Raw genomic sequence first — 12,922 nt, 5'->3', positions numbered from 1 at the left:
AATACGACTGCACAGTAGTAACTATAGAAGGCTATAGCTAGAACTACTTATTTGCCCAAATAATTCGGATTTCTTTTTCTGTAAGTTTATCAATTCCGTTTTCAATTTTAATCGCTTTGTCACGCATACGCTGCTTTAACATCACCTTATTTTGGCGAACCTTATCTGCCTTTCTGTAAGGCCTACCATGCTCTTGATGCAAGGCAACTAATGAATATTGGTGTCGTCGCGAAGAAGTACCGGCGTTTGTTAAACGAATGCCAAAGTCTCTATCTAAACCACCGTAGCCCCAGTCTTTATCAAAACCATTCACCCTTAGAGCATCACTCTTCCAACAAGAAGAATTCGCGCCGGTAAAGGCATTGCTACGCCACGTTAAAAAATCTTTCACTCTCGCCTGTATCCCGAAAGTGCTGACTCGACTGGCTTTGTTTTTAGCAATGAAACCGTGCTCAACAAACGCTTTACTGGCAAATAACGAACTTAATTGATTAGCCTTATTAACAGCACCCTGCTCTAGTTCTGCCAAAAACTGCTGTCCCGCCTCATTAACATTGACATGACTACCGCCAGTTATAAAAAATCCAGGCTTAAGCAAACAAATATGGTTAGCGACAAGGTCAAAACGCGGCAGCATATCGGCATCTAAAAAAAGCAATCGCGGTGCACTAGCCACCAGAATGGCCTGGTTGAGCATGCCGCATTTATCGAAGCCTTCATCTTCGTGCCAGATATGCTTCACTGATACATTAGCATTATTCAACCGCTCAACAGCGGCATGGAAGCTAGCTATCTGCTCTTGAGTACTACCATCATCAGCAATGATCAACTCAAAGTCTAAGCACGTTTGATTAAACCAAAAAGGCAGCGCCCTATTAAGCGCTGCGAAATTGTTATAAGCAGAAAGAATAACGGAGAATTGAACTGCCACCTAAGCTACCCTTGCGTGACTGGCTTATCAGGCCAATAGGTTGAAAATTTATTCAATAACTCAGGCTGGTTTTGCAACAGCCACTCACGGTGCCCGCCAGCAAATAGAATGGCAAGCTGAGATGAGAACAGTGACCATGCAGCGTAGTTATTAGTTGTTGCTTCAGTTAAACCAAATACCAAATAGCCAACACCTAACAAAATACCTGCTTCCCGATAACCGGTTGAGCTATAGCAGTTAAAAGCGTAAAACACCCCAAAAAATAACGCTAAATAGCAAGCAATACCAACCAACCCCCTCTTTGCTAAAATATCAAAAAAGTCATTATGCTGGTGACCGTATTTTTTATAATTATAGTTAGCCAGCCCGCTATCTTCCTCAAATTGAGTTAACCCAGCCGAAGTAAGGCCAAATACTGGCTGTATTTTAAAGCCGGCAACTGAAACTTCCCACATCACAAGCCTCGCTCCTATTGACCCTCTCCCGCCACCACTCGTCATATGATCATGAAATTCACTTACCGCTGCATCAGTTCTACTTTTTAAAGGCGACCCAGGCACTATATAGCTCACCGAAAACACAATGACTATAACTACAGCCAATAAATAAAAATAGCGCACAGGCAAAGACCGAAAGAGCATAAAACATGAAACCACAAAAAAAACCGGCACAGCCAACCAAGAACCTCGAGTCTGACTTAATACTATTTGTATAAATGCGAATAGTAATACAACATATACCGCCGTAAGCCAACGACCATGCCAGCCGCGAGCTTTCACCCCTAAATAAACAAAGATAAGATTTGCAAAACCGAGGTACACAATAAAATCTGCCGAGGTTATTGCGTGCATATTGAGCCTTGGACGACCGGTATTATGAAAAGCATCCCAAATAGTCATTGCCGAACCAATCACAACAGCAAGTGACATACTAAAGCTCAATAGCTTTGCATTAATACCAGTGCGAATGAGAAATATCATCACAGGGATAATAAAAATCAAACGAGACAATATATCGAATTGATCGGCAGAATAACGGCCACCAAACAATTCCCGCAGCATAGTATAAAGAGGGAGGATGCATATCAGAGTAAAAAACCAACGCTCTGTACGGCTCAACACTAGCCTACGCTGTAAAAGACTTAGCATTGTAAAACCAAGCCCTATAAATAACAAAACCACCAAAGCAAGTTCGTGCGAATACCTAAATTGCCAAAGCATTAAAAAGTGAACAAAAAGCAGACTACAAGCCCACTTATAAACTTTAGGCGCACCGCCAATCTCTCGAATAAACACATAAACCCCTTTATATTCCAAACATGTACATCTATAGGCATTTTAAACTAACCTATAGTCGAACTATAACAAAAGCTATCCCCCTAACCCTGGCGCTATTTATAAAATAGGCATAAAGTAGCCTCTCTATTAATAGCCAGCCTTTTTGAAGGAGCAATCATTAATAACCATTTGGGTTTTTAGATTGCCAATTCCAAGTATCTCGGCACATATCATCTAGTGAGCGTTCAACACGCCAGTCAAGCTCCTGATATGATTTTTTTGTATCTGCATAGAATGCGGCTATATCGCCATCTCTGCGCGGAGCAATATCATAGTTTATTTTTTTACCTGATGATTTTTCAAACGCTCGGACTACATCCAATACACTACACCCATTGCCTGCGCCTAAGTTATAAGCTTCAACAGTAGGTTTAGTACTAGCGATTAGTTTCTCTAGCGCCTTAATATGACCCAAAGATAAGTCAACAACATGAATATAATCACGAATACAGGTTCCATCAGGAGTCGGATAGTCATCACCAAAAATCTGAAGTTTTTCTCTTCTTCCAACAGCAACCTGACTAATAAATGGCATCAAGTTATTTGGAACTCCGTTTGGGTCTTCACCTATAAAGCCACTAGGGTGAGCGCCAACTGGATTAAAGTAACGAAGTAAAGATACATTCCATCGCGAATCCGAGGCATGAGCATCTTGTAAAAATTGCTCAATCATCACTTTAGTTCGCCCATAAGGACTAGTAGAACTTAAAGGAAAGGTTTCAACAAAAGGGATTGGGTTTTTATCACCATATACTGTCGCTGAGGAGCTAAATACCATATTAAAAACCGAATACTCCTGCATCACCCTTAAAAGAGTCAATGTGCCGGTAAGATTATTATGGTAATAATTAAGAGGTACTTTTGTGGACTCACCAACCGCTTTCAAGCCTGCAAAATGAATCACGGCATCAATTTTATGCTGCTTGAATACCTGGCTCAAGGAATCATAATCCAGCAGATCAACTTTATGAAACTCGATAGATTGGTTCGTAATAGCATGAATACGATTCACTACTTCAGGGCTTGAATTACATAGGTTATCGACCACTACCACTTTATAACCTTGTTGCAATAGCTCTACACACGTATGACTACCAATAAACCCCGTTCCACCCGTTACAAGAATTCTTTTCATTTCCCAACAACCTAACTTATAATTTTCATTGCTATTAAAATAACATAGCACTATTTATTCTCTATAAACTATAGATAAAGCTATCTACACTAGTAGTGTCACAGACCAAATTTCTAGATGCTATTGACCTAATAATGGGAGTAGGTAGTTTAACTTAGAGTCGTATCAACTAAACCAATTAACCCTAAAAGCCTTGCTCACTATAGAATAGAAGCTCTAAGAAAGTCGATTCCAGTTAGAGAATCAGCCAATTACAGATATAAAGCTGCCCCCAAAAAAAAGACCCAACCAGACCTTACAACAAAATAGCTCCTCAACAATAGCTAACTGACCTTGATACATAAATCTTTTGATATTCAACAACTCAAAGTAGTTTAAGCTAGCTTGTCATTAGGTTATAGTTCTTAATGTTATAGTCAATACATCCTATCCAGCGAACAGCTTTATGAAAACTCCTACCCAATGCTCTGGCTTATTTTTTAGAGCAGCAGATCTAATAATCGTTACATCTATTGGATACATTACCTACTGGGCGAGATTCAATACCTGGCAACTTCAAGGAGAGTATAAAAATATCCTTGCCCTAGGCGCCGTTATAATGTTGCTTATATGTTCACACCAAAAAATCTACCAATCATGGCGTGGACATTATGGCTTCTCTCTTTTCTCGCGACTATCAACATGCTGGCTAACATCAAGCCTTTTATTAATATGTTTTATCCTATTCAGCCACCAGGGTGAATACTATTCACGCTTATGGCTAGGCACCTGGTTAGTAGGCAGCTGGCTTTCTGCTATTACTATTCGACTATTTGCATATTACATACTCGCTATCCGCCGAACAAAAGGCGGAAATAAAAGTAACGTCTTTATTTTTGGCGGTAAAGACAAAGCATCACAAATAGAAAACCAGTTCAAACTTTATAATTGGGCTGGGTTCCGCATTAGTGGGACTCTAGATTTAAAAGATGCCTGTAAATTAACAGAACAAGAGTTACTTTACCTTGTGGGTGATTCAGACGAAGTTTGGATAACCGCCTCCATTAAAAACAGTGAGAAAGTAAGTGAGCTTTACTACAAACTACAAAACTGTACAAAAAACATTCGCTACGTACCCAACCTAAGCGACTTACGACTCCTAAACCATAAAGTAGGTAATATTGTCGGATTGCATACCATCGATTTAAGCACCTCCCCCTTAGATGGATCATCAGGCTTAATAAAACGGCTAGAAGACTTATTTTTAGGAAGTTTAATCTTTATCGGCTTGTTACCTATCATGTTAGTTATTGCCATTGCTGTAAAACTGACCTCTAAAGGGCCAGTTATATTTAAGCAACATCGCCATGGAATTGATGGAAAGCCAATTAAAATCTATAAATTCCGCTCAATGAAAGTACACCAAGAAGAAAACAATGAAGTTACCCAAGCAAAGAAGAACGACTCCCGGCTAACTCCTATTGGTGGTTTTTTAAGAAAAACAAGCTTAGATGAGCTACCGCAGTTTTATAATGTCATCCAAGGAAGAATGAGCATTGTTGGTCCGCGGCCTCACGCTATTCAACATAACGAATACTACGCCAACCTAGTACAAAGCTACATGAAGCGGCATAAAGTAAAACCCGGAATCACTGGATGGGCTCAAGTAAATGGTTTACGGGGCGAAACGGATACATTAGATAAGATGGAAAAACGAGTTGAACACGACCTTTTCTATATTGACAATTGGTCATTTTGGTTTGACATTAAAATTATCACATTGACAATTTTATATATTTTAAGGCATAAAAACGCTTACTAATAAAACACACTATTATAGTACTCCTGTCAGCTACCCTTAAACTGAGATAGGCAAAATTGGGGTTTCTAAAATCATGACCTCAGGAGACCATTATGAAAAAATTACCATTTAGCGGCTCATTTCATCGAGAGTTTTTAAGTAAATATTACTTTGAATCAATTAAGCAGGCGCAAAAAACTAGAGGGGCCAACTAAAAGGAAGAGGGCCCCGCAGGGCTTACCTCTTAGCATCTCTAAAACTGGAAAACTCTAATTTAGAGTTGCGTCACTAATAGGGTAGTTGGCACGTTAGATTTTAAAAACCCGGGTATCGATATTTCTCCACTTCTAACCCAAATTTTTTAAATAATCCTAAGTTTCCCTCCGAATAGAAACCACTAATAAAATCAATTGTGTCAGAAGAAAAATCGACTGCCATCTTCTGACCACCACGAAATCGCTTCATCAGCTTGACATCTATACTCTTAAGAAAATAATTATTTCTCATATCATCCGGTAAAATATTGATAAGTAAGTTTTTATAGTGGCGATATTTATTCAGCCCTGCCGATACACCACTATTTTCATGATGACCAGCTAAAAGCCGATGAACTTCCTCACTACCAATATCTAAAAATCGGCCAATTTTGCTAGAAAAACCAACCAAATCATGAATCATATCTTCAAATAATAAAACGCAGATATTTTCACATCCAAATAGATCTACGTAATAATTCAATAAATCAAAATAGTTAATAGAGGCAAGAAAGCCATTAGGATTCTTTTGATCAATTTCAACCCATTTATCTATATCAGTACTACGCCGCTTCCAATTAAAACTTCTAGGATCAAACGGATGATCACGATACTGTGATTTAATAATATCAAACTGATTACGTATAACAATTATGATCTTTGAATCGTCAAAGCACTCTTTTACCCGTCGAGCTTTTACTCCTTGATCCGGGAAAGAAAATAAATTTGAAGCCATACGTTCATTACTTAAAACATTAACTTTATTATTCTTATATACTGAGGATAAATCAAAAACGCCCTCCTGAAATTTTTTCTTAAAAGCAATTTCACTATCGTGTGAAATACTCTCATGAAAATATGAAAGAACTGCTTCACCACTAGCATCATGAGTACTGGTTTTTATGTATTCAGAATCTAAACCAATATTACTCACTGGGTACTGTCCTAAAAAATTTATTTGATCACATTTATCAAAAAGCTTCTTTTGAAGCGTCGTACTACCTGATTTAGGAAACCCAACATGAAAATAAATCATTTAACCATGCTCTTTAAATCACCTGAGAAACTAGTTAGATCTATCGAAAAAAACTCTACATTCTCTTCTAACTTTTCTTTAGGCCAATACCACCACTTAATATCTTCCAATTGATCAATCAACTCTAATGAAAACCTTCTCTTTATGGCCTTAGCTGGTGTACCGACTGCAATACAGTAGCTAGGAATATCCCCGGTAACTACACTGCCCGCTCCTATAACCACTCCATTACCAATACAGACCCCAGGAAGGATAGTTACATTGTCTCCTATCCAACATCCATGACCAATGACAACACCTCCTTGATCTCTGGACAGAGAAGGACCGCCAACGATTTTTTGTAATTTGTCTTGCATATTCGCATAGCAAACCAAGTGGTTACGAGTCCTGACTCTAAAATTATGAGCTATAGCACAATGCCTTCCGATACGCACACTAGCTTGTTTATTACTGAAAATATAGCAAGGTCCATTAATATTGGTTCCATCGCCTATATAAGTATTTAAACCTAATCGAGAGCGTGGCGCTAAGTAAACAGAACGTCGATAATACTCATTGTAAAAGAAAAATTGGTATAGCCTTGTAAAAATTCGAGTAAGTCGACCAAAAATCACATTAGCCTCCAACAATTTTAAATTTCACTCTATTCATAACCTTAAGATCAGAATCAAAGAGATCATATACAATCGTACTAATAAAGAGGGATATAACCGTTGAATACATTGCACCTAAGAATCCATATCGATTAATCAAAACAACGTTCAAAAATAGATTCAAGATCACATTAACCCATTGTCGGTTCATTATTTTATGTTGCTCATTCATAACTCTTAAATAGACACTATTCAATGCTGCAAAACTTGACAAAAATATAGCAATACACCCTACTCTTAAGACGTTCACCGAATCAATATATTGCGCGCCATAAAATAAATCTACAATATATTCAGCTAAAAAATACAAGATTATCGCGAAGCTTCCCATAGCTACAGCAAAGACTTTATAAGCTATAGACATCCTTCTGTAAAAAGTGTTTTCATCGACTTCTTTGAGCTTAACAAAATAAGGAAATATAGATCGACTAATTAGGTGTGGAAGCATTACCGCCAAGTCCAATATCCTTACCGCTGATGCATACATCCCTACTGCCTCAAGTCCTAAAAACCCTTTAAGCATAAATTGATCAACTCGCATATTAATAGAGATAGCGACACCAGAAAGTATTAAGGGCCAGCTATCTCTAAGTAAGCTCTTTGCTATAGGAGTACTGAATGACCAATTATTAATTGGCATCCCAAATCTACGATTAAAATACAAGTAACCCAAAGATAATATAAATATCTCAGAAACATAAGCTAAAGCAAAACAAAAAACAGGAGCACTAATGAAGACTAAAAAAAGCTTTAAACATGCCCCTAGCGACACGGATATTATCGATGAAAAAACAACAAACTTACTCTGAACCCTGCTCTGAAATAGTTGATCGATAACGCTAAAACAATGAAAAAGTAAACTGAACGACATGATTACTATCATCAACATCAACATGTCTTTTTGGAAGAAAACCATACTCAACAATAAAATCAGCATGACTATAGCACTAACTATTAACCGACTAATAAAAGCAGAACCTAACAACTTATCTGTTAGGGATGGCTGTTTTACGAATTCACGAACTAAAATTCCGTCTAAGCCTAGAGTGCATAGTGCTAATAGTGCAAAATTTATGGCCATAACATAAGACCACAAACCATAGTCAAATACACCTAAATACCTTGCTACTATAACTTCAGCAATAAATGCAACAAACAACCTAACTAATTTTTCCAATAAAAGCCAGATAGTATTATTGATATAAGCTGAGGCCGTACGGCTTTGGAACAGGCTCAATATATTTTTAAAATCTAACAAAGAAACACCAAATGTAGTGAAACATTAACTATCTAAGCTTTAAAATTGCAGTTTCTATTCTTGAAATAAAATCTCTTAACAAACCTATTAATTTTTTATTTCCATAGTGATTAGCCTTAATCAACCAGCTATATGCATAGCGCCCTCGAAGATTTACTTTATTCTCACTTTGGTGAGCATGGCCAGCAATTATTTCGGAAATTAATGACTGCCACGCAGAAACAACCACACTAGGAGCAAACGTCTCTTTAACAAACTCCTTCCCAGTGCGCCCCATTTTTTCAGACAAGCCTGGATCATGCAAAAGAGCGACTATGCTTTGAATCATTTGCTTATCTGACACAGTAAGGATGCCTGTAGATCCATCCTTGACTGTATCTACCATTCCAAACTTATTGACCGACACGACTGGAAGACCTACGGATGCACACTCGATGACGCTACCAGGGCAGCATTCGGTTAACCCTGTAGGGTTTGGTACTGCAACTGAGCTAGATGCAAGGTGCAAATATTTATCCTTTCGAATCAACCCTAAAAATTCAACATCGTACTTTTCCGGCTCAAAATCCAGATACTTCATAATCCGCTTTTCGTATCCAGCTTCCGCTATACCATTACGGCCTAATTTTGCGTTTTGATTATATAACTGACCAGACCCAATGATTTTTAAACGAGCATCAGGCGCTTCCTTTTTAATCATCGGCCACAGCCTGATCAACTTATGAACGCCTTTGCTAGGGATAATATTCCCGATATATACCACTATCTGGCTCGCATAGTTAATCTCATACTCTTGTCGAAGAGGATAGTGCATATTGTAGATATAGGTAGCTTTATGGGCAGCTTTAGTATCTAAAGCTAACGCCATTTGCTCCCTACCACAAAAAATAACTTTTTGTACTAGATCATTTTTACCAAACGCATCTAATACATGCCTTTTAAGATGATTGTGTACCCATAGCACAACCGGAACGCCTTTGTTTAAAATCCAACTTTGTAATATCGCATTATCCCCTCTTGCAACAATCAAATCGAATGCAGAGAAATCAACGCTGTTACAATTACACTTCATTTCAGGTTCAGACACACAAATAGCTGATAGATTATTAGGAAGTGATGCCTCTGAATTACAATGAATTAAAGTAGGCTCGATCGTCATACTAGACTTCGTGAGCTCATAGGCTAATGCGATAAAACAATATTGCGTTCCACCTATACCCTCATTTCCGTTTTCTGGTGACACTGAAGAATACTTTCCAAGAGCACTATCATCCATCACAAATGCTACTTTTAACATAACCACATCACTCACTGCTAAAATTTTTTGTAAAAAACCTAAAGTCAAGTAGCCAATATTTATTCTCAATCAATAATTCATTTAGCTAGAAAAATATTTTCATAGACCTACTATCTATTTGCAATACTTTAAACTTGGAGGCATTTCAATTTGCAAGTATTGTCCGATAAGCCTCAAGGCTTACGAAAACGATTTATGGTTCTCCAAAAACCAATCATAAGCGTGATTCAACCCTTCGCTTAAGTTATAGCTGTGCTGCCAACCTAGAGAATGTAGCCTGCCTACATCCATCAATTTACGCGGTGCACCATCTGGCTTAGTGCTATCAAACTCAATATCACCTTTAAAGCCAGTAACAGCTGCTACGGTTTTCACCAGTTCATGAATGGTGCAGTCTTCACCCGTACCTACGTTTATGTGGCTCAACATTGGCTGTGTATGCTCTTGATAGATGCTTTCAGGCAAGTTCATAACGAATACCGAAGCTGCGGCCATATCGTCTACATGCAGGAACTCTCGCATGGGCTTGCCACTGCCCCAGGCTACTACCTTGGCGTCGCCATTCATTTTGGCTTCGTGGAAGCGGCGAATAAGGGCGGGTATTACATGGGAATTTTCCGGGTGGAAGTTATCGTGCGGCCCGTACAAGTTAGTGGGCATTACGCTTCGGTAATCTACGCCATACTGCCGGTTATAAGATTCGCACAATTTAATGCCTGCGATCTTGGCGATAGCATACGGCTCGTTAGTCGGTTCCAGCGTGCCGGTTAACAAGGCAGATTCTGCCATAGGCTGTTCGGCCATTCTGGGGTAAATACAGGAAGAGCCTAAAAACAGCAGCTTGGTGATTCCACTTTTGAATGCAGAATGAATAATGTTGCATTCTATCATTAGGTTTTCGTAGATGAACTCGGCTGGGTAGGTGTTGTTGGCGTGTATGCCTCCGACCTTCGCCGCAGCAAGGTAAACTTCATCAATAGTTTCTTGCTGAAAGAAGTCACTTACAGCCTGCTGATTAATCAAATCCAGCTCAGAACGCTTCTTCGTTACAACTTGAATCGATTGGTCAGACTCTAACTGACGCACAATAGCGGAACCCACCATACCGAGGTGACCAGCAACAAATACTTTTTTCATAGATATAGAGGGCAGCTACAAAACGAGTTAACCTGCCCTACTCCCTTACAATTAAATTAATCTTGACAGTATCCTTTAAAACGCTATGACACAGGCCAACAGAAACACTGAATTCACATGTTATTCTTTTGCGACGGAAACTTTGTAACCATGTTCCTTAAGAAGCGCATGTTGCTTAGCTACCTGAAGGTCTGACGCGACCATTTCACCACACATTTCCTCTACGGTGATCTCTGGTACCCAGCCGAGTTTTTCTTTAGCTTTGGCAGGGTCACCGAGTAAGGTTTCAACTTCAGCTGGGCGGAAGTAGCGTGGGTCTACTTTCACAATTACATCGCCTACGCTCACGCCTGGTGCTGTTTCACTATTTACTGCGGTTACTGTGGCAATTTCATCGACACCTTCGCCAGAAAACGCAAGAGTAATACCGGCTTCCTGTGCAGACATACATACAAATTCACGCACTGATATCTGCTTACCGGTGGCAATTACAAAGTCTTCTGGTTGGTCTTGCTGCAGCATCATCCACTGCATGCGAACGTAATCTTTAGCGTGGCCCCAATCTCGCAGGGCGTCCATGTTACCTAAGTATAGGCATGGCTCTAAGCCCATGGCTATGTTGGCGATTGCACGAGTTATTTTTCGGGTAACAAAGGTTTCGCCACGGCGAGGGGATTCGTGGTTAAACAAAATGCCGTTACAGGCATAAATACCATAAGACTCTCGATAGTTTACCGTTATCCAATAGGCATACATTTTGGCTACCGCATATGGCGAGCGCGGATAAAAAGGCGTAGTCTCTTTTTGGGGTATTTCCTGAACTAGGCCATAGAGTTCGGAGGTTGAAGCTTGGTAAAAGCGAGTCTTCTTTTCTAGTCCTAAAAAACGAATTGCTTCCAGTAAGCGTAAGGTGCCTATAGCATCTACATCTGCAGTATATTCTGGAGCTTCAAAAGAAACAGCAACATGCGATTGAGCACCTAAATTATACAATTCATCTGGCTGCACTTCCCGCAGAATACGGGTTAGGTTTGAAGTATCTGTTAAGTCACCATAATGTAGCTTAAATCTCGCGTTTTCTATATGCGGGTCTTCATATATATGATCTATACGCTCAGTATTAAATAATGAAGATCGGCGCTTAATACCATGAACCTCATAACCCTTTTCTAGTAATAGTTCTGCTAAATACGAGCCATCCTGCCCAGTAATACCAGTAATTAAAGCTACCTTCCTATTCATAAATCTCTCATTCTATTAAATTCAAAACACCACGCAGATAGGTACTAGTAAAGGCATCTCATAACAAATTTAGCGCCAGCTAGTTAATTAATCCGATACTTGGAACACCTAAAATAGTTAATCGCCAAATTCAATACCAAAGATTTTCTGCCGAAAAAAATGAAATAAAAATCTAGGGTTCTGTTTCAAATATCGCTGCCAAAGCCTTTCGGGCTCAGAAGCCAACCTAAACAGCCATTCCAAACCAGCCAACTGCATCCATCGTGGCGCATGTTTTTTAGAGCCCGCTATAAAGTCAAAGGCAGCACCAACACCCAACATTACGCAATTGATTTTACCTTTATGCTCATACATCCAACGCTCTTGTTTTGGACAACCAATTCCAACAAACAATACATCTACTGCAGAACCATTAATTTCTGTACACATCTGAACATCTTCAGTCTCTGTTAATGATCTGAATGGTGGTGCATAAGCATAAGTTATTTTCACATCAGGGTAAGTATTTGACAGCTTACGCTTAACTTCCAACAATAGCTCCGGTGAGCTGCCGCCATATAGACCAATATTCAGCTGTTTACTTCCAGAGATGGCACAAATCGCATTCATGATATCCTGCCCTCTAACCTGAGTTGCACCTTTATTCCCTAGCAGCTTTTGCGCCCAATAAATAGGTCGACCATCAGGTATAACCATATCAGCAGTGTTTACTACCGTTGCAAAGTCCTTACTGTCAAAGACTTCCATGCACATATGCACATTAGACACACAGATATACGACGAATTATCTTCCCGATGAGACTGAACAAAGCCTAGTACTTCTTCCAGTGAAGTAACATCTGTATCCATCTTTAAAATCTTA

At 39.2% G+C, this 12,922-nt stretch carries 11 protein-coding genes; 1 reads left to right on the top strand and 10 read right to left on the bottom strand.

Annotated elements, in window-relative coordinates:
* Positions 1–43 precede the first annotated feature (43 nt).
* The 3 genes from FME95_RS01925 to galE all read right to left on the bottom strand — a co-directional run bounded on the left by FME95_RS01925 (position 44) and on the right by galE (position 3,403).
* Entirely contained in the window at positions 44–931 is an 888-nt protein-coding gene (locus FME95_RS01925; RefSeq protein WP_147712650.1) for a glycosyltransferase, read from the bottom strand.
* Positions 932–936: 5 nt separating this feature from the next.
* A complete protein-coding gene (locus tag FME95_RS01920; protein WP_147712648.1) occupies positions 937–2,226 on the bottom strand; it encodes an O-antigen ligase family protein in 1,290 nt (429 codons plus the stop codon).
* A gap of 160 nt (positions 2,227–2,386) precedes the next feature.
* Positions 2,387–3,403: a UDP-glucose 4-epimerase GalE gene (gene galE / locus FME95_RS01915; RefSeq protein WP_147712646.1), complete on the bottom strand. Its 1,017-nt coding sequence runs from the start codon at positions 3,401–3,403 to the stop codon at positions 2,387–2,389.
* 445 nt (positions 3,404–3,848) lie between these two features.
* Here galE and FME95_RS01910 point away from each other — a divergent pair, with 445 nt between their 5' ends.
* Positions 3,849–5,204, top strand: a complete 1,356-nt coding sequence (locus tag FME95_RS01910) for an undecaprenyl-phosphate glucose phosphotransferase (protein WP_147712644.1) — start codon at positions 3,849–3,851, stop codon at positions 5,202–5,204.
* 294 nt (positions 5,205–5,498) lie between these two features.
* Here FME95_RS01910 and FME95_RS01905 read toward each other — a convergent pair whose 3' ends face one another.
* The 7 genes from FME95_RS01905 to FME95_RS01875 all read right to left on the bottom strand — a co-directional run bounded on the left by FME95_RS01905 (position 5,499) and on the right by FME95_RS01875 (position 12,909).
* Positions 5,499–6,473, bottom strand: coding sequence for a sulfotransferase domain-containing protein (locus FME95_RS01905; RefSeq protein ID WP_147712642.1), 975 nt, complete (start codon positions 6,471–6,473; stop codon positions 5,499–5,501).
* Positions 6,470–7,087: a CatB-related O-acetyltransferase gene (locus tag FME95_RS13695; RefSeq protein WP_246109306.1), complete on the bottom strand. Its 618-nt coding sequence runs from the start codon at positions 7,085–7,087 to the stop codon at positions 6,470–6,472. Before FME95_RS13695 ends, FME95_RS01905 begins: the two co-directional genes overlap by 4 nt.
* Before the next feature lies 1 nt (position 7,088).
* The gene (locus FME95_RS01895) at positions 7,089–8,384 is read right to left on the bottom strand and encodes a flippase (protein WP_147712640.1); all 1,296 of its coding nucleotides are present in this window, start codon (positions 8,382–8,384) and stop codon (positions 7,089–7,091) included.
* A 28-nt stretch (positions 8,385–8,412) separates the two neighbouring features.
* A complete protein-coding gene (locus FME95_RS01890) occupies positions 8,413–9,750 on the bottom strand; it encodes a glycosyltransferase family 4 protein (protein ID WP_147712638.1) in 1,338 nt (445 codons plus the stop codon).
* Positions 9,751–9,861: 111 nt separating this feature from the next.
* Complete coding sequence (gene fcl, locus FME95_RS01885) at positions 9,862–10,818, bottom strand: GDP-L-fucose synthase (protein ID WP_281289357.1); 957 nt, start codon at positions 10,816–10,818, stop codon at positions 9,862–9,864.
* A 120-nt stretch (positions 10,819–10,938) separates the two neighbouring features.
* Positions 10,939–12,060, bottom strand: a complete 1,122-nt coding sequence (gene gmd, locus FME95_RS01880; RefSeq protein ID WP_147712634.1) for a GDP-mannose 4,6-dehydratase — start codon at positions 12,058–12,060, stop codon at positions 10,939–10,941.
* 117 nt (positions 12,061–12,177) lie between these two features.
* A complete protein-coding gene (locus FME95_RS01875; protein WP_222709887.1) occupies positions 12,178–12,909 on the bottom strand; it encodes a WecB/TagA/CpsF family glycosyltransferase in 732 nt (243 codons plus the stop codon).
* Positions 12,910–12,922: the final 13 nt, after the last annotated feature.

Origin of the sequence: Reinekea thalattae, assembly GCF_008041945.1 — a bacterium.
Taxonomy (GTDB): domain Bacteria; phylum Pseudomonadota; class Gammaproteobacteria; order Pseudomonadales; family Natronospirillaceae; genus Reinekea; species Reinekea thalattae.
Note: the sequence above shows the minus strand (reverse complement) of the source record. Positions and strands in the feature narration are given on the sequence as shown.